This is a genomic window from Ruegeria sp. HKCCA0370, from assembly GCF_013033705.1.
Taxonomy (GTDB): Bacteria; Pseudomonadota; Alphaproteobacteria; order Rhodobacterales; family Rhodobacteraceae; genus Ruegeria.
Genome location: NZ_WQEP01000008.1, coordinates 152,039 through 168,089, shown reverse-complemented (window position 1 = coordinate 168,089; position 16,051 = coordinate 152,039). Strand labels below are relative to the sequence as shown.

The following is a 16,051-nucleotide window of genomic DNA, read 5'->3' as shown; positions in this document are numbered from 1 at the left end:
GCAGGTCCTTCAGTTCGAGTTCAGGCTGGAAGCCAGTGTATTCGCCGCATCGACGGCGGCGACCCGTGTTTGGGCCGCCTGTTCCCAATCGGACATTGCAGCCTGTGCCGCTTCGGGAAGTGATTTCAGTTCGCTCAAGGTTTTGGCCAGGTCTCCGTCCGCCAGCGCAGCCTGTGCCCGCGACAGGATGGCATCTGGCCCATCCCCTTCCTGGGGCGTGACCGAGCGCGCGCCCGTTTGACGTTGCAGGAACGCGATCAGGCCGGTGCCCTTGTCGGCTTCACGGGCTTGGGCCAGCGCGGTTCGGGCCGCAGGCGCGAAACTGTCGCGCAGAGAAGAGAGTGTTTCAACACCCTTCTCAGCCGGCCCGGACAGGGCATCCGGCACATCCACACCGCCTGCTTTCAGTTCTGCAACCAGATCGGAATAGGGCTGACCCGCATCCAATTGCCCATGCAAACGCGACAGAACGGCGGCATTGGCCGCAGCCTGCGCATCGGCTGATGCTTTCGCCTCCAGCGCCTGAGCGTCGGAAACCATTTTTTCAACCTCGGCCCGTTGCGAGGCCAGCGAGTCCTGAAGCTTCTTCAGCTCAGCTTCGAACGCGGCCATGGATTCGGGCGACACGCTGGATTCGATCGGGGTTTTCTCAAGCGTCGCAATGCGGTCTGACAATGGTCCGATCTGGCCTGACAGCGTATCCACAGTGGATTTGATCGCACTCAGGTCACTTTCCACGGGTGTCAATTTGTCGGACAGCGCTTTGACCTGATCCGTCAGACCAGCATCATCCGGACTGTTTGCAAGCGCCTGAGACAGCTTGGCAATCTGGTCGGACTGGTCTGCCAGTTTGGATTCCAACGCCGCCAAGGTATCCGAGCTGTCCGAGCCAGTTGACAACAGCCCGCCATTGCCCAGCGCAAACCCGACGGCGGCAGCGATGGCACCGCCCAGCAAAGCGGGAACAAATCCGCCACGCTTCTCAACGACACGCTCGACCACTCTTTCTTCGGCCGGTGCAATATCTTCAATCGACGCTTCGGCTTCGGCTTCGGCTTCGGCTTCGGCTTCGGCTTCGGCTTCGGCTTCGGCTTCGGCTTCGGCTTCGGCTTCGGCTTCGGAAAGTTCTTCTTCTACGGTCTCAGTCGGGTCAACAGGTGTATCTTCCTGTTGCAGTTCGGGTTCGACGACGTCATCTGCCTTGGGGGTTTCCACCGGCTTTTCTTCGGACTTTTTCTTACCAGCCACCGCAATATTCCCCTTATCGAATCCAAATTCAGATGAATAACAGCCCCACTCAAGTTAATCGGGGACCGCGCCGCCCTCAACCCGCAACGCATGTTTCACAAGCTTTTTGACAGCCTTACGCATTTTCTTTGGTGTCGGCTTCTTTGCGATCTTCAGGCGTGCATAGTCCAATGAATAAAGGGGATCCGCCGTGGCCTGGCTGATTGCGGCCAACCACAAAGGCGCGGATCCGGTCCAAATATCGGCAAAATGTCGCGCCGTTCTTGGCGAAAAAATCGGTGCGATTACCGGCGAATCCAGATCTGCCACCCGGGTCACTTCGGATGTTAGCGGCAACAGCAATTGCTGGTAGACTGGCAGTTCCCCCACGGTCAGGCCGGATTCGGTCAGTCGACCGGCAACATTGCCGCGCGTGTTCTCACCCCTCAAATGCAACAACGGGCTTTTGGGCCTCCGCTTAAGCAGATGTCCCACCAGTTCTTCCGCCGTGGCCCCGACCATTTCGGCCTGCCAGCCGCAACCCTTCGCTGTGCTGGTCGTAGTCGGTCCGACGCAGAAAGCGGGCAGGTTGCGGTCCACACCTTTCAGGGCTGCCGCATTCACCGCATTGGCCGACGTGAAAATCAGTCCCTGCACACCCTCGGTCTCAACCTCTACCGGCAACGGCCGGATTTCCATGATCGGAGAATAGATGACCTGAACCCGAGATTTGGTGCGGGTCGGCAGCTGCGCGACGAACCGTTCAGAGGCAGCGCGCGGGCGGGTCATCAACAAATACAACGTGCGGCCCCTTGGCCCTTCAGGATTGTTTGCATCCGCGCAGGGTGATACCCCGCCGTTAGATCATGATGCAACGGATCAGGGTGATGGTGCAAACACTTACCGTACTGGGATTGGAAAGCAGCTGCGACGATACCGCCGCGGCCATCGTGCGTCAAATGACGGGCGCCAAGGCCGAAATCCTGTCATCCGTGGTACATGGCCAAACCGAACTGCACAGCCCTTTTGGTGGCGTCGTGCCCGAGATCGCGGCCCGGGCGCATGCGGAAAAGCTGGATGTCTGCGTTCTGCAAGCGCTGGACACCGCTGGTCTTTCACTGAAAGACGTGGACGCCGTTGCGGTCACCGCGGGGCCGGGTCTGATCGGAGGGGTCATGTCGGGCGTCATGTGCGCCAAGGGGATCAGCGCGGCAACCGGTCTGCCGCTGGTGGGTGTCAATCACCTTGCCGGTCACGCGTTGACACCACGACTGACGGACAACATTACCTTCCCCTACCTGATGCTTCTGGTGTCTGGCGGCCACTGCCAGTTCCTGATCGCCCACGGGCCCGAACATTTTACCCGCCTTGGCGGCACCATCGACGATGCGCCGGGCGAGGCCTTCGACAAAACCGCCCGCCTTCTGGGCCTGCCGCAACCTGGTGGCCCTTCCGTCGAAGTTGAGGCGCGCACCGGTGATCCCAAACGCTTTCGATTTCCCAGGCCGCTTCTGGACCGGCCCGGTTGCGATCTGTCCTTTTCGGGATTGAAAACGGCCTTGATGCGGATGCGCGACCAGATCGTGAATGAAAAGGGTGGCTTGACGCGCCAGGACCGCGCAGATCTGTGCGCCGGATTCCAGCAGGCTATTGTGGACACATTGGCCGAAAAGACCCGGCGTGCGATTGATTTGTATCTGGAAACCTCTCCGTCTGAACCCGTGATTGCCGTTGCCGGAGGGGTTGCCGCGAACTCGGCCATTCGGTCCGCATTAGAGTCTGTTTGTGCTGAAAAAAATACCCAATTTACCGCCCCCCCGTTGGCGTTGTGCACGGACAATGCGGCGATGATTGCCTATGCTGGCCTGGAACGCTTTCGTGCCGGCGCGCGGGATGGGCTGGACCTGACCGCCCGCCCTCGCTGGCCTCTGGATCAGCACAGCCCGGCCATGCTGGGCGGTGGCAAGAAAGGGGCCAAGGCATGAGCGTATCCGTCCTGGGTTCCGGTGCGTTTGGCACTGCTCTGGCTATCTCGCTGGCAGGCAACGGGCCAGTGACACTGTGGTCAAGAAACGCCGATCGGGCGCAGCAGATGCGCGAGACGCGCGAAAATGCAACCCGACTGCCCAACATAACCTTGCCCGGGGACATCAATGTGACTGGGGATATCGCCAAGGCGCTCAGGGCTGCCACGCTTTTGTTGGCCGTGCCAATGCAGAAATTGCGCAGCGCTTTGCAAGATCACGCACCGGCCCTGCGCGGCAAGACTCTGGTGGCCTGCTGCAAGGGAATTGAACTGACCTCGGGGCTTGGACCTGTCGCGGTCATCAAAGAGAGCATCCCGGATGCCCGCGTCGCGCTGCTGACCGGGCCCAGTTTTGCAGATGACATTGCACATGGCCTGCCCACCGCTCTGACGCTGGCTTGCGAGGATACGGAACTTGGCAAGGCGCTTCAGGCCGAACTGACGACGGCGAACCTGCGCCTTTACCGCACCACAGACACGATCGGCGCCGAACTTGGCGGCGCGCTGAAGAATGTCATGGCCATTGGCTGCGGTGCCGCCATCGGCGCAGGTCTGGGAGACAGCGCCCGGGCGGCCTTGATGACCCGCGGGTTTGCCGAGATGCAGCGCTTTGCCGCGATGCGCGGCGCGCGCCCCGACACCCTGATGGGCTTGTCCGGGTTGGGGGATCTTGTGCTGACCTGCTCTTCCGAACTGTCCCGAAACTATCGTTTTGGCCTGAGTTTGGGTCTGAATCAGCCCTTTGACAGCCAAACAACGGTCGAAGGCGTCGCCACCGCTCGTGCCATGTCGGACATTGCCGCCAAGGAAGGGCTGGATATGCCCATCAGCGCCACGGTGGCGGACCTGAGCCATGGCGCCTACAGTGTCACCGAGGCCATTCAAAACCTGCTAAATCGACCCCTCAAGGAGGAATAACATGCTGATCGCCCTCATCGCTCGTGACAAACCAGACGCGTTGCAAACCCGATTGGACAACCGCTCGGCCCACCTTGCCTATATCGAAGAAACCGGCGTCGTGTCACAGGCCGGACCGTTGCTGAACGGTGACGCCATGATCGGCTCATTGATAATTCTCGATGTGGAGGACCTGGCCGCCGCACAATCGTGGGCCGATGGCGACCCTTACGCAAAGGCAGGATTGTTCCAATCGGTTGAGCTGATCCCGTGGAAAAAGGTGATCGGTTGATGGCCTATTGGTTGTTCAAGTCGGAACCGTCGACCTGGAGTTGGGATCAGCAAGTCGCAAAGGGCGACGCGGGCGAGGAATGGGACGGTGTGCGCAATTATCAGGCGCGCAATTTCATGCGTCAGATGAAGGTTGGGGACCGGGGGTTCTTCTACCATTCGCAAAAGGACAAGTCCGTTGTTGGCATTGTCGAGGTCTGTGCCGAGGCCCATCCCGACAGCACAACCGATGACGAACGATGGGAGTGTGTGGACATCAAGGCCGTGCGGCCCTTTTCCAAACCCGTAACGCTGGACCAGATCAAGGCGGACGAACGTCTGGCCAACATGGTGCTGGTGAAGAACTCTCGTTTGTCGGTGCAACCCGTGACCGAGGATGAATGGCGGGTGATTTGCATGCTGGGTGAAACCCAGCCTGACTGAACGGGACAGTGGCACCGGGCGCAGAACTTCTCAAACCCCTGGCAAGATGCTATCTTTCCTTGGGCTTTGCCGGGTGAGAACATGTCGGTCGCGTTTTTCCGCGATTGAAATTGCTTGGTGGTGTTCGAATAAAGATCGGTCTTTCTTGAAAGCAAAAACCCATGTCTGACGACGAAGGCGGCAATGGGATATTCGAAGACGCCGTTGCTGCGAAAAATTCAAAAAACTGGGAAGCGCGCCTGAAGGAGGCGCGTGAAAAGCGTGCCAGAGTGCTCAGCGGAGCGCAGGGTGAAGCGCAGGAAAAACCCACCCTGAAACCTTCCGAGACAGAGCACCTGCCCCGGCCAGACGAAACCAAAATCGAAGAGATCGTATCAGACCGGGTCCGTTCTTTGCATTTGGAAGAAACAAAAACCAAGAAAAAACCTTTGGTTAGAGCAGGTATTGTTCTGGCCGCCTTGGTTTGCGGCGCGTTCCTGCAATGGGCGGTCACACATATTGCCGGAACTTGGCGCTCTACCGGTGGAACGCCCCCAGCCAGCCTGGATGCGGCGACGGAAACTCTTCCTGAAATCGAGGAGCTGCTTTCAGACAGAGCCCCCACCGTCAGAATCGCTGAGTCACCGGCCCCACGAGACACACAAGCAGCCGAGGACCCCGCCGATTCAGCGTCTTCCGAAGTCGCACCCGTTTCCAACCCGGCAATCATCGAAGAGGTCGAGGATGCGATCACAGGCGCACCTCTCGACCAGAGCGTCTCGGTTGAAGCGCTCGTGACGCCACCCGTTCCTGCCGAAGACATTTCGGCTGCGGATGACCAAGACAGGGTGGAACCACGACCCCCAACCCCAGAAGCGGAACCGGCCGTGTCTTTGTCCCCGCCAGCCATATTCATTCCGCCACAGCTTGAACCCATCTTGGCCACCGCTTCTTCTGCGGATATTCAAACCCTGTTTCCAGCTTCTGCCGAACCTCCGTGGCGCCACACCAACCGGTCGAACAAAGACAGCTTTTCGCAGACGTCCTTGATGGTTTTGGACCCTGTTCTGCAAGAGATCACTTTTTCTGCAGCCCCGTCTTATGCAGAGGTTAAACCGCTTTCGCCCGCACAATCCCCCATTGATCTGGAAGTCTCGCTTTTTGTTCCGTTGAGAGTGTCGCAAGACGCCAGCAGCCGGGCTTTGGAACTGCTTACACAGGGCCGCGCGACTGTTGTATCAACAGACCGCGTGGGTTTTCGGGTCAGAGAAACACAGGTTCGTTTCTACCATCCAAGCGACGCTGAAAACGCGGCGCTGGCAGCTGATGCTCTTGACGGAATATTGAGGGATTTCACGAATTCGGGCAGCAAGACCCGTCCGGGGCGGATAGAAGTCTATCTGGCAGGCAGCGGTGGCGCGTCATCCAGGAATTCGGACCCGAGGCCCACGGAATTCGACAATTTCATTGCGCGTATTCTTGGCGAACTCAGATAAGAAACGAGGGAAGGCTCTGACGATACAGAACCTTCCCTACCCCCGCGTGCTCCCTACTCACCACACGCGTATGGAAATATCTGGTTCTGACCGTCCTGGTCACAGGTTGAACTTAGCCCAGCCGCACCCTTGGTTTCAAATGCCAAGTCTTTAAATTGAAACTCAAATTAAGTACGCCCGCCAGAATCTCGGCGGGCGCTTGGTAAATTTCGACCGGGTCAGCTGTAAACGGATTCTTTTCCGAAATGCTTGGTCAAAATATAATAGACAACGGCACGGTACTTGTTGCGCTCGGACATGCCATAGGTTTCCATGGCTTTGTTGATCCCTTCCATCAGCTCGGGGCCATCTGCCAGACCCAGTTTTTTGATCAGGAAGTTGTTCTTGACGGTTTCTAGTTCCGAGTCCTGGCTGGCCGCGACAGTTGCCGCATCTGCGTCATAGATCGCCGGACCACAACCGATGGTGACCTTGGTCAGCAGGTCCATATCGGGGTCCATCCCGCATTTGGTTTTCAGGTCTTCTGCGTATTTGGCGATCAGCTCGTCGCGCTTGCCCATATCCTAGTCTCCTTGATCCGTTTACCCGGCACCTTTTACCGATGATCGAAAGACTAGCCGCGTCGCAGGCTTTTCCAAAAGGAAAAAAATTTGCGATTTCTCCCCCTTGGTCGTAGCCTGCACGTTTCTTGCTGAAAAGCCTAGCCGCAATAGCCCCACCCCGGGCCTTGCAAGTGGAAATGATCCGCGTGCAAACGATTGAAATCGGGCCCAAGAACCACGCGAAACCAACCGCAGGCCCCGCGCCAGATCCGTCGAAAAAAGGCGCCTTCCGGTCCCGAGCCTTGCCAGTTTGACAACAAGGTCAGCGTCCGACCGTCAACGGTATCCACACCGACGATATCTATCGAATCCGCGCGGGCATGGCTGCTCCACCCACCGTTTTCACCCTGCGCGGTGCGCATGGGGCGGCAATTGTAACTGCCGATGTGGCGCAATCGGGAAACGTTGGCCCCAAGCAGATCGCGTGCGGCGGGCTGTACGACGTGATGTTCCCACATGGTCAGGCGCAACGCCGTGGCACAACTGGTTTCAACATCCTCGATCCCTGATGTCACCAATTTGGTCAGACGACCCCGACCAGCGATGCCGCAGTTCTGATCGACAACCAGGTCCGCCATCGCCTCAAACCTAACACCCGCGCCTTCCAGAGCGGCCCTGCACTGTGCTTCGCTGGCCAGTGCGCGGTTCAGTTGGAGCTTGGTGACGGGTGTGATCGGGGCGGTTACCTTCAGATCACGCAACGGGTTCCAGTGTGACGGTATCGGCGTTTCGGGATGCGCCAACACCCACCAGACACCACCGCCCAAAAGGATCACAACAACCGCCAGCCTGAAAAAGAAAGACGCCGCCAGGTACAAATACCGGCGGCGCCCAGATTTCTGCGTCATACCCAGACGGCGATCAGTAGCGGTAGTGTTCCGGCTTGTACGGACCTTCCGGTTTGACACCGATGTAAGCAGCCTGATCCGCATCCATCTGGGTCAGCTTCACGCCGATGCGATCCAGATGCAGGCGGGCCACTTTCTCATCCAGATGCTTGGGCAGGATGTAGACCTTGTTCTCGTACTGGCCACCCTTGGTGAACAGCTCGATCTGGGCCAGAACCTGGTTGGTGAACGAGGCCGACATCACGAAGGACGGGTGCCCGGTGGCGTTGCCCAGGTTCAGCAGACGGCCTTCGGACAGCAGGATGATGCGGTTGCCCGAAGGCATCTCGATCATGTCCACCTGTTCCTTGATGTTGGTCCATTTGTGGTTCTTCAGGCTGGCCACCTGAATTTCGTTGTCGAAGTGGCCGATGTTGCCGACGATGGCCATGTCCTTCATCTCGCGCATATGCTCGATGCGGATCACGTCCTTGTTGCCGGTGGTCGTGATGAAGATATCCGCGGTGGCGACTTCGTCTTCCAGCAGGGTCACTTCGAACCCGTCCATCGCGGCTTGCAGCGCGCAGATCGGGTCAACTTCGGTGACTTTCACACGGGCACCAGCACCGCGCAACGACGCGGCCGAGCCTTTGCCCACATCACCGTAACCGCAGACCACGGCAACCTTGCCGGCCATCATCGTGTCGGTGGCGCGGCGGATACCGTCAACCAGCGATTCCTTGCAACCGTATTTGTTGTCGAATTTCGACTTGGTGACGCTGTCATTCACGTTGATTGCCGGGAACGGCAGGTGGCCGTCTTTGACCAGCTGATACAGGCGGTTCACACCGGTGGTGGTTTCCTCGGAAACACCCTTGATCTGATCCCGCATCTTGGTGAACCAGCCCGGGCTTGCCGCCATGCGCTTGGCGATCTGCTTCTTGATCACCTCTTCCTCTTCCGAACCCGGAACAGGGATGATGTCCTCACCCGCTTCGGCACGGGCGCCCAGCAGGATGTACAGCGTTGCGTCGCCGCCATCATCCAGGATCATGTTCGGGCCTTCCTCGAACAGGAAGGATTTGTCCAGATAATCCCAGTGCTCTTCCAGTGTCTGGCCCTTGACGGCGAAGACGGGAATACCCGCCTCGGCAATCGCGGCGGCGGCGTGGTCCTGGGTCGAGAAGATGTTGCACGACGCCCAGCGCACATCCGCGCCTAGCGCCACCAGCGTTTCGATCAGAACGCCCGTCTGGATGGTCATGTGCAACGACCCGACGATGCGCGCCCCTTTCAACGGCTTGCTGTCGCCGTATTCCGCGCGCAGGGACATCAGGCCCGGCATCTCGGTTTCGGCTATGTCCAGCTCTTTGCGGCCAAAGCCAGCCAATGAAATGTCTTTAACGATATAGTCCCCGGCCATCAGGTGCTCCATTTTCCGGTAATTCACAGTCCTCGCTGCCCCTAGCATTCCTTGGGGCAGGTGGCAACTTTGAAGACTGTGGTCGGAAACGATATGGCCAATATCAGCTTGGTGTGCCTTCAATTTCGATCTTTGGAATCGCTTCAAAAAAATCGGTGCCAACGGCAACAATACAGCTGATACCGTTCGCATTGGTTACCAAAACGGTATAACTTCCCGTTTCTTTCGAGGTCCAAACCTCCATCACCGATTGCGCGCCGCGTGTTTTTTGCAGGCCGCCAAAGGCCAATTCTTCGGCATAGTTCTCCTGCAATTTGGATATGATGTGATCCCGTGCCGCACAATTCTGGGCAAAGGCAGGTGGCGCGGTGGCGGCCATTCCGAAGGTCAGTGCGATTGCGAATAAACGTTTGAACATAGAGTGCTCCTTTCGATACGTGTTTCAGTTCGAGAGGGGCACACTGGGAGGAGAATGCACCCCCCTCAGTCTTCAATGTCGGGATCTTACCGCGCCGTTTCAAAGCACGAACGCTCAAGAAAATGTTGGCAGCGTGTGATCCAGACAGGTACATCATACCATAAAAACGCGAATTGAACGTGTCCAACTTCACAAGGCATGGCAGAATGGCAACACAACCCAGAGCGTGGCAAAGGATGCTGTCGGGTCGCAGGCTGGACCTGTTGGACCCGACACCGGTGGATATCGAGATTGAAGACATCGCACACGGCCTTGCCTTTGTCGCTCGTTGGAACGGTCAGACAAACGGCGATTTCGCTTATTCCGTGGCCGAACATTCCCTGCTGGTTGAAGAGATTTTTGGCCGTATTGCCCCCAAAGCACCCATGAAATGGCGTTTGGCGGCCCTGTTACATGACGCGCCCGAATATGTGATCGGCGATATGATCTCGCCCGTGAAGTCCGCCGTCGGCCCAGACTACGGCGCGTTGGACGACCGGCTGGCGGCAGCAATCCATATACGGTTTGGACTACCGGCTGAGGTCCCAAAAACGGTGAAGCGCCAGATCAAGAAGGCCGACAAGATCAGCGCCTGGATGGAGGCGACACAGATTGCCGGGTTTTCCGAGGCCGAAGCCACGAAATTCTTTGGCCGCCCGGACAGGGGGATCGTGGCGGGTTTACAGATCAGGCTGCGCCCCCCGGTCGAGGTGCGGCACGCCTTTACGGCGCGGCACGCAGAGTTGATTGCACAGGTCTGAGAGGCGCTTTCCGAATGCGGTGAGTGGTACGGGGGAACGGGTGGAAGAAAGATGAAAAAAAAGACCGGAACCCGAGTTTTGCTTGTCGTCAATGTCGTGCTGACTGTTGGTCTTGCGGCAGCGTTGGTCGAAACCGGGTATGTCTCGAAGGCGCTCAGAAAAATCTCGGGCACACATGTCCCGGTCACGGAAACCGATCACTACAAGCTCATGGTCTGGCTGCACGAGCGGCCGACTTCTCAGGCGCTCGCCTCACCGGATATTCAGATCGCTTTCATCGGCGATTCCATTATCGAAGGGTGGTTGACCAGCAACATCCTGCCCAACTCGCTGAATCTTGGGATCAGCCGCGACACCACCCCGGGCCTGATCGCACGGGCAAAACCGGAACTGATTGCCCATGTTCCGACATGGTATCTGGGAATCGGGGTCAATGACGCTCTGACGGTCACACCGCCAGAGAAGATTGCAGAGTATGTCGCACAGTTGAAGGCCCTGTTCATGCCTGCTGACAGGTTGATCTGGCGTGCTGTGTTGCCCGTCACCGGTGCAAACTGGACCGCGGAACAAGAGGCGTTTCGAACGGCCTTCAATTCGGCTGCACAACAGGCCTGTCAGGATATGGCGAACTGCACGTTTCTGACCCCGCCGGACGGGTTCGCCGAGAACACCGCCGACTGGACATCGGACGGGTTGCATCCCAACGCAATCGGATATCGTCAGCTGGCGCGGCAGCTCTGCGCAGAAATTTCCTGCTTACCCTAAAGACACTGAATGGGCACGGTCAGCACCGCTGCCCGCAGACCTGTCTGAAACTTGGGCAGGGTTTGTGTTCACGCAGTTTCAGCCAAAGACGTAGAAGCACAGTTTGTTGCCATCCGGGTCACGCACATAGGCACCATAGAACCTGTCGGGGACGCGTTGACCAGGTTCGCCTTCGTCCACTGCACCCAGGCTGATTGCCTTGTCATAAAGTTCCTTTACCTCATCCTTAGAGTCGGCTGCAAAGGCGACCATGTTACCATTTCCGGCGGCACAGACATCACCGTCGTAGGGCTCGCACACAGCCAGCATCGGCGCGTCGGGTTTGTTGCCGATGAACGCGATCCGGCCTGCGTCTATAACCACTTTTGCGCCCTTGTCCGCGAAAAGTTTGGTATAGAAGTCCTTGGCGCGCTCCATGTCCGAAACGCCAACGGTTACATATCCGATCATAAAGTGGTCCTGTTCTGACAAAAGATTCCAGATGCGGCGAACAGTCCTCGACAGGGTCCAAGGTTACAAGTCACTAAACCGTCATCGAGCGGCCGACCGACCTAACGAGGGCTGCGTTTCGCCAGTATCCGCTGCAACGTCCGCCGATGCATATTCAACCGTCGCGCGGTTTCCGAAACATTCCGGTCACACAGCTCATAAACGCGCTGGATATGTTCCCAGCGCACACGGTCCGCGCTCATGGGGTTTTCCGGCGGCGGGGGCATCTCGTCACCCTTTGCCAGCAATGCGTTCGTGATGTCGGTGGCATCGGCTGGCTTTGACAGATAGTCGGTCGCGCCGATCTTGACAGCCGCGACGGCGGTCGCGATCGCACCATATCCGGTCAGAACAACGACACGGCTGTCAGGGCGTTTTTCCCGCAATACCTCGACAACGTCCAATCCGTTGCCATCCTCCAGCCGCAGATCGACGACGGCATAAGCCGGGGGTCGGGCGGTGGATATCGCGCGCCCTGCCGCGACGGATCCTGCGGTCTCAACCTCGAAGCCACGCTTTTCCATGGCCTTGGCCAAACGTCTCAGAAACGGCTCGTCATCATCAACCAAAAGCAGGGATTTGTCAGGGCCGATGTCAAGCTGAGAAGTGTCTGCCATATGTTAGGTCTTTCGCTATTTCATGCCTTTGGCTCGAACATGAGTAATAGCAGCGCGGGAACAAAGGTCAAACAACCTTGTTACGACGCGGCCTGCTTCAGGAAGCATTCAACCTTGTCCGCCATCTGTTCGGCCGTGTCTTCGCGCTTGAAGAACTCCAGAAATCCATCTTCGGGTGTAACCAGATAGGTAAAGGTGGAATGGTCAACCAGATAGAATTCATCGCCCTTGTCATGCGCCTTGTAATAGGTCTTGTAGGCCTTGCTGGCCGCCTTGACCTGTTCGGGCGAGCCGGTCAGGGCGATCGTCTTGTCCCCGAGATTGAAAGCATAGTCGGCCATGACTTCGGGCGTATCGCGATCCGGGTCAATCGAGATGAACAAAGGTGTCACCGACAGCCCGCGTTCGGCCAGAATATCGACAGCGTCGGCGTTGCGGGACATGTCGAACGGGCAAACATCCGGGCAGAACGTATATCCGAAGTAAACCAGCGTCGGTTCGGTAATCACATCTTTGTCCGTAACCGTCTCGCCTTTGCCGTTCACCAGTTCAAATGGTCCACCAATTGCGGCGGCACCCCCAGCAATCTGGCTGGACCGGCATTGCGCGAATTTGTCATCGGACCCGCCGCCCCGCGTCAGAACCCACATGGCCCCAAGTCCGATAGCCAGAACAACAGTTGCGAGAATTGCGAGAAGGCGGGTCATTTCGATTATCCGGTCTCAAGGGGTTGTTGATCGTTCCGGCCGGGACACCTATCAAGATGACCAGCCGATGCAACAGGACATAAGCGACCGATGGCAGAATCCAATCAGACTTTTTGGCGCGGCCAGGAACGCAGCAGCTGGATTCGTCTGCGAACCCTGATTCTTTTGCGATGGGTGGCCATCATCGGCCAGCTCACCGCAATCACGGTGGCCCAGCGATACTATGACGTGCAGCTGGAACTGGGCCTGTGTTACCTGGCCATCGGAATCTCGGTCATGGGCAACCTGACTGCCATATTGCTGTTTCCGCAAAACAAGCGCCTGACCGAGTTTGAAAACTTCCTGATGGTTCTGTTCGACCTGCTGCAATTGTCAATTCTGCTCTATTTGACCGGCGGGCTGAACAATCCGTTTGCGCTGCTTCTGCTGGGCCCGGTCACGATTTCAGCCAATGTCATGAGCACACGATCGACCCTGATTGTCGGCGCCGTCGCAATCGTTCTGACAACTGTGCTGGCGGAATTTCACCTTCCGTTGCGGACAAGTCTCGGGCTTGTTCTGGATATCCCCGATATCCTTCTGTTTGGAAACTGGGCCGCGATCATCATCGCCATTGTCTTCATCGGCGCCTATTCCCACCGCGTCAGTTCCGAAGTCCAATCCATGTCCGAAGCGCTGGCCGCCACGCATATGGCGCTGGCGCGCGAACAGAAACTGACCGATCTTGGGGGCGTCGTTGCCGCTGCCGCGCATGAACTGGGCACGCCTCTGGCGACGATAAAACTGACCAGCGCAGAACTGATCGAAGAACTGGACGACCGCCCGGACCTGAAAGAAGACGCTGCTTTGATCCGCGAGCAGGCAGACCGTTGCCGTGACATTCTGCGCGACATGGGACGGGCGGGCAAAGATGATCTGCACCTGCGGCAGGCGCCGCTTTCGACAGTGGTGAACGAAGCGGCCGAACCACATGTCGGTCGCGGCAAAGAGGTTCATTTCTCTGAAGGCCCCGCGCAGGACGGGGATGTTCAGCAGCCCTCGATCCTGCGCAAACCCGAGATCATTCACGGTTTGCGCAACCTGATTCAGAATGCCGTGGATTTCGCCCGCGCAAATGTCTGGGTCGAGGCCGAATGGACCGACAGCAGGATCACCGTCAGCATCATGGATGACGGGCGGGGATATCCGCCCCACATGATCGGACGCATCGGCGATCCCTTTATGCGCCGCAGACGGGCGGAATCCGATCAGAAAGCACGCCCGGAGTACGAAGGGATGGGCCTGGGATTGTTCATCGCCAAAACCCTGCTGGAACGCAGCGGCGCCGAACTGGAATTCGCCAATGGCTCGGACCCCTACCAGCATCTGACCGACAATCCTGAACGGCGCGGGGCAATCGTCAAAGTGACCTGGCCACGCAAACTGATTGATGCGCAGAAAGGTGACACCCCGGTCCCGTCGGGATCCAACACGCGCATCCAGGTGTGAATTAAGACACCATTAACCAATCCCACGCATAGTCTGTGCTTGTATCGTTCAGGCTTGGGGAATTTGATGGCCGATTGGATTATTCTGGCCGCGATCAGTCTTGTTTCGTGCTGTTTCGCCGTTCTGTGGCTGTTGCCACGCCGGGCTCAGCGCGACAAGGCTTTTGGTCTGTTTTCGAACACCTCGCTGTTTGACGCCGTATTCCTGTTCGATGGCGACCAACTGATCAGCCATTCTGATTTCGCACTGGCCGGGTTTGAGCATATTGAAAACTGGCTGGACCTGCGGCGCTTGTTGCAAAGGGATTTCCCCACCTTTCCCGAAACTCCCGACAAAGTGCGCGATCAGGGCAAAATCCTGGTATCGGCCATTGACTGCACGATCGAACGAGAAGTCGTGTGTGAGTGGATCGACGGTATCGTCCGCGTTCGACTTTGCGAATCCGCCAGGACCACCTCGGCCGGATCGGTTACCCCAGGCGAACCGACTCGTCTGGCAATGGATCTGGCCCCTTACCCGGTATGGTTGGCGGATAACGACAATCGGGTGCAATGGTGCAATGCCGCCTATGTCGCACTTGTTCAAAAGGCACGTGATCAGGACGCCGATCTGACTGCGCCGCTTTTTGAAAGCCCGGAGGATGCCACAAGACCTACCGGAAAAACCCGCGTGTCGGTGGATGTGGCAGATACTGATCGCAAGCTTTGGTTCGATTTGACTCGGATTGAACACGAGAACGGTCATCTATGCTATGCCGTTGACGTCAACGCGATTGTCGAAGCGGAAACCGCCCAGCGCAAATTCGTGCAGACCATGACCAAGACCTTTGCCCAATTGTCCATTGGTCTCGCCATTTTTGACCGCAATCGGCAACTGGCCCTGTTCAACCCGGCCCTGATCGACCTGACCACGTTGCCGCCCGATTTCCTCAGTTGCCGCCCCAGCCTGAGCAGTTTCTTCGACCGCTTGCGGGATCAACACATGATGCCCGAACCGAAGAATTACCGCAGCTGGCGGCGTCAGATGAACGACCTTCTCGAAGCGGCTGAAGATGGAAACTATCACGAGACGTGGTCGCTGCCATCCGGATCGGTCTATTCCGTCAGCGGCCGCCCTCACCCGGACGGCGCAGTGGCGTTTCTATTCGAGGATATCACCGCCGAAATCACCCTGACGCGGCGCTTTCGATCAGAAATGGATCTGATGCAGTCCATCCTGGACAAACTGGCGGACGCGATTGCCGTCTTTGCGGATGACGGTACGCTGGCCTTCACCAACTATGCGTATCAGAAGCTGTGGGGAGACGCGCACGAAGTCGGGTTCCAAAGCGAAACGGTCACCGACGTCACGCGACGCTGGCAAGACCTCTGTATTGCGACGCCGGTTTTGGGTGAGGTGCGGGATTTTATCGAAATGCGGGAAAACCGCGCCGAATGGACAGCTGAAATCCAGATGAGAACCGGCATAACCGTGGATTGCACCGTCACACCGGTTCATAACGGCGCGACAATCGTGCGGTTTACGCAATCCGAATTACCCTCAAAATCCACCGCGATAGAACAGATCAGCGCCTGAA

At 57.8% G+C, this 16,051-nt stretch carries 18 protein-coding genes; 9 read left to right on the top strand and 9 right to left on the bottom strand.

Annotation, left to right across the window (positions count from 1 at the left end; genetic code table 11):
* Positions 1–9: 9 nt before the first annotated feature.
* Together GOW31_RS16720 and GOW31_RS16715 are read right to left on the bottom strand one after the other, a co-directional pair.
* The gene (locus GOW31_RS16720) at positions 10–1,248 is read right to left on the bottom strand and encodes a COG4223 family protein (RefSeq protein WP_171171584.1); all 1,239 of its coding nucleotides are present in this window, start codon (positions 1,246–1,248) and stop codon (positions 10–12) included.
* Between the two features lie 54 nt (positions 1,249–1,302).
* Positions 1,303–2,016, bottom strand: coding sequence for a uroporphyrinogen-III synthase (locus GOW31_RS16715; protein WP_171171583.1), 714 nt, complete (start codon positions 2,014–2,016; stop codon positions 1,303–1,305).
* Positions 2,017–2,114: 98 nt separating this feature from the next.
* On the opposite strand from GOW31_RS16715, the gene tsaD reads away from it, so the two are divergent.
* The 5 genes from tsaD to GOW31_RS16690 all read left to right on the top strand — a co-directional run bounded on the left by tsaD (position 2,115) and on the right by GOW31_RS16690 (position 6,339).
* A complete protein-coding gene (tsaD, locus tag GOW31_RS16710; protein WP_171171647.1) occupies positions 2,115–3,212 on the top strand; it encodes a tRNA (adenosine(37)-N6)-threonylcarbamoyltransferase complex transferase subunit TsaD in 1,098 nt (365 codons plus the stop codon).
* Positions 3,209–4,171 carry an NAD(P)H-dependent glycerol-3-phosphate dehydrogenase gene (locus tag GOW31_RS16705; protein WP_171116636.1) on the top strand — a complete coding sequence of 321 codons (963 nt, stop codon included), beginning with the start codon at positions 3,209–3,211 and terminating at the stop codon, positions 4,169–4,171. Before tsaD ends, GOW31_RS16705 begins: the two co-directional genes overlap by 4 nt.
* A gap of 1 nt (position 4,172) precedes the next feature.
* Positions 4,173–4,442: a YciI family protein gene (locus GOW31_RS16700; protein ID WP_171116638.1), complete on the top strand. Its 270-nt coding sequence runs from the start codon at positions 4,173–4,175 to the stop codon at positions 4,440–4,442.
* On the top strand, positions 4,442–4,864 hold the full coding sequence (locus GOW31_RS16695; RefSeq protein WP_152459650.1) for an EVE domain-containing protein: 423 nt from the start codon (positions 4,442–4,444) through the stop codon (positions 4,862–4,864). Before GOW31_RS16700 ends, GOW31_RS16695 begins: the two co-directional genes overlap by 1 nt.
* A 161-nt stretch (positions 4,865–5,025) precedes the next feature.
* Complete coding sequence (locus GOW31_RS16690) at positions 5,026–6,339, top strand: hypothetical protein (protein WP_171171580.1); 1,314 nt, start codon at positions 5,026–5,028, stop codon at positions 6,337–6,339.
* 218 nt (positions 6,340–6,557) lie between these two features.
* Here GOW31_RS16690 and GOW31_RS16685 read toward each other — a convergent pair whose 3' ends face one another.
* The 4 genes from GOW31_RS16685 to GOW31_RS16670 form a co-directional block, all read right to left on the bottom strand.
* Entirely contained in the window at positions 6,558–6,899 is a 342-nt protein-coding gene (locus GOW31_RS16685) for a DUF2853 family protein (protein ID WP_171171577.1), read from the bottom strand.
* 140 nt (positions 6,900–7,039) lie between these two features.
* The gene (locus GOW31_RS16680) at positions 7,040–7,789 is read right to left on the bottom strand and encodes an extensin family protein (protein ID WP_171171576.1); all 750 of its coding nucleotides are present in this window, start codon (positions 7,787–7,789) and stop codon (positions 7,040–7,042) included.
* A 13-nt stretch (positions 7,790–7,802) separates the two neighbouring features.
* A complete protein-coding gene (gene ahcY / locus GOW31_RS16675; protein WP_171171574.1) occupies positions 7,803–9,191 on the bottom strand; it encodes an adenosylhomocysteinase in 1,389 nt (462 codons plus the stop codon).
* Between the two features lie 103 nt (positions 9,192–9,294).
* A complete protein-coding gene (locus GOW31_RS16670; protein WP_171171572.1) occupies positions 9,295–9,609 on the bottom strand; it encodes a hypothetical protein in 315 nt (104 codons plus the stop codon).
* Between the two features lie 206 nt (positions 9,610–9,815).
* Here GOW31_RS16670 and GOW31_RS16665 point away from each other — a divergent pair, with 206 nt between their 5' ends.
* Entirely contained in the window at positions 9,816–10,409 is a 594-nt protein-coding gene (locus GOW31_RS16665; RefSeq protein WP_171171570.1) for an HD domain-containing protein, read from the top strand.
* Positions 10,410–10,460: 51 nt separating this feature from the next.
* Positions 10,461–11,174 (top strand): GDSL-type esterase/lipase family protein, encoded by a 714-nt coding sequence (locus GOW31_RS16660; RefSeq protein WP_171171567.1) that lies wholly within the window; start codon positions 10,461–10,463, stop codon positions 11,172–11,174.
* A gap of 78 nt (positions 11,175–11,252) precedes the next feature.
* Here the strand turns inward: GOW31_RS16660 and GOW31_RS16655 are convergent, their stop codons facing one another.
* From GOW31_RS16655 to GOW31_RS16645, 3 genes are all read right to left on the bottom strand, one after another.
* Positions 11,253–11,624 carry a VOC family protein gene (locus GOW31_RS16655; protein WP_171171565.1) on the bottom strand — a complete coding sequence of 124 codons (372 nt, stop codon included), beginning with the start codon at positions 11,622–11,624 and terminating at the stop codon, positions 11,253–11,255.
* A gap of 101 nt (positions 11,625–11,725) precedes the next feature.
* Positions 11,726–12,280 carry an ActR/PrrA/RegA family redox response regulator transcription factor gene (locus GOW31_RS16650; RefSeq protein WP_152459641.1) on the bottom strand — a complete coding sequence of 185 codons (555 nt, stop codon included), beginning with the start codon at positions 12,278–12,280 and terminating at the stop codon, positions 11,726–11,728.
* Between the two features lie 80 nt (positions 12,281–12,360).
* Positions 12,361–12,987 (bottom strand): SCO family protein, encoded by a 627-nt coding sequence (locus GOW31_RS16645; RefSeq protein ID WP_171171563.1) that lies wholly within the window; start codon positions 12,985–12,987, stop codon positions 12,361–12,363.
* A gap of 90 nt (positions 12,988–13,077) precedes the next feature.
* On the opposite strand from GOW31_RS16645, the gene regB reads away from it, so the two are divergent.
* Positions 13,078–14,475 carry a sensor histidine kinase RegB gene (regB, locus tag GOW31_RS16640; protein ID WP_171171561.1) on the top strand — a complete coding sequence of 466 codons (1,398 nt, stop codon included), beginning with the start codon at positions 13,078–13,080 and terminating at the stop codon, positions 14,473–14,475.
* A 66-nt stretch (positions 14,476–14,541) separates the two neighbouring features.
* The gene (locus GOW31_RS16635) at positions 14,542–16,050 is read left to right on the top strand and encodes a PAS-domain containing protein (protein WP_171171558.1); all 1,509 of its coding nucleotides are present in this window, start codon (positions 14,542–14,544) and stop codon (positions 16,048–16,050) included.
* The last annotated feature ends 1 nt before the right edge of the window (position 16,051 follow it).

Excerpts from the sequence above, each read along its gene's own strand:
- GOW31_RS16715 (WP_171171583.1), bottom strand. The coding sequence starts at position 2,016 with ATGACCCGCCCGCGCGCTGCCTCTGAACGGTTCGTCGCGCAGCTGCCG.
- tsaD (WP_171171647.1), top strand. The coding sequence starts at position 2,115 with ATGGTGCAAACACTTACCGTACTGGGATTGGAAAGCAGCTGCGACGAT.
- GOW31_RS16705 (WP_171116636.1), top strand. The coding sequence starts at position 3,209 with ATGAGCGTATCCGTCCTGGGTTCCGGTGCGTTTGGCACTGCTCTGGCT.
- GOW31_RS16700 (WP_171116638.1), top strand. The coding sequence starts at position 4,173 with ATGCTGATCGCCCTCATCGCTCGTGACAAACCAGACGCGTTGCAAACC.
- GOW31_RS16695 (WP_152459650.1), top strand. The coding sequence starts at position 4,442 with ATGGCCTATTGGTTGTTCAAGTCGGAACCGTCGACCTGGAGTTGGGAT.
- GOW31_RS16690 (WP_171171580.1), top strand. The coding sequence starts at position 5,026 with ATGTCTGACGACGAAGGCGGCAATGGGATATTCGAAGACGCCGTTGCT.
- GOW31_RS16685 (WP_171171577.1), bottom strand. The coding sequence starts at position 6,899 with ATGGGCAAGCGCGACGAGCTGATCGCCAAATACGCAGAAGACCTGAAA.
- GOW31_RS16680 (WP_171171576.1), bottom strand. The coding sequence starts at position 7,789 with ATGACGCAGAAATCTGGGCGCCGCCGGTATTTGTACCTGGCGGCGTCT.
- ahcY (WP_171171574.1), bottom strand. The coding sequence starts at position 9,191 with ATGGCCGGGGACTATATCGTTAAAGACATTTCATTGGCTGGCTTTGGC.
- GOW31_RS16670 (WP_171171572.1), bottom strand. The coding sequence starts at position 9,609 with ATGTTCAAACGTTTATTCGCAATCGCACTGACCTTCGGAATGGCCGCC.
- GOW31_RS16665 (WP_171171570.1), top strand. The coding sequence starts at position 9,816 with ATGGCAACACAACCCAGAGCGTGGCAAAGGATGCTGTCGGGTCGCAGG.
- GOW31_RS16660 (WP_171171567.1), top strand. The coding sequence starts at position 10,461 with ATGAAAAAAAAGACCGGAACCCGAGTTTTGCTTGTCGTCAATGTCGTG.
- GOW31_RS16655 (WP_171171565.1), bottom strand. The coding sequence starts at position 11,624 with ATGATCGGATATGTAACCGTTGGCGTTTCGGACATGGAGCGCGCCAAG.
- GOW31_RS16650 (WP_152459641.1), bottom strand. The coding sequence starts at position 12,280 with ATGGCAGACACTTCTCAGCTTGACATCGGCCCTGACAAATCCCTGCTT.
- GOW31_RS16645 (WP_171171563.1), bottom strand. The coding sequence starts at position 12,987 with ATGACCCGCCTTCTCGCAATTCTCGCAACTGTTGTTCTGGCTATCGGA.
- regB (WP_171171561.1), top strand. The coding sequence starts at position 13,078 with ATGGCAGAATCCAATCAGACTTTTTGGCGCGGCCAGGAACGCAGCAGC.
- GOW31_RS16635 (WP_171171558.1), top strand. The coding sequence starts at position 14,542 with ATGGCCGATTGGATTATTCTGGCCGCGATCAGTCTTGTTTCGTGCTGT.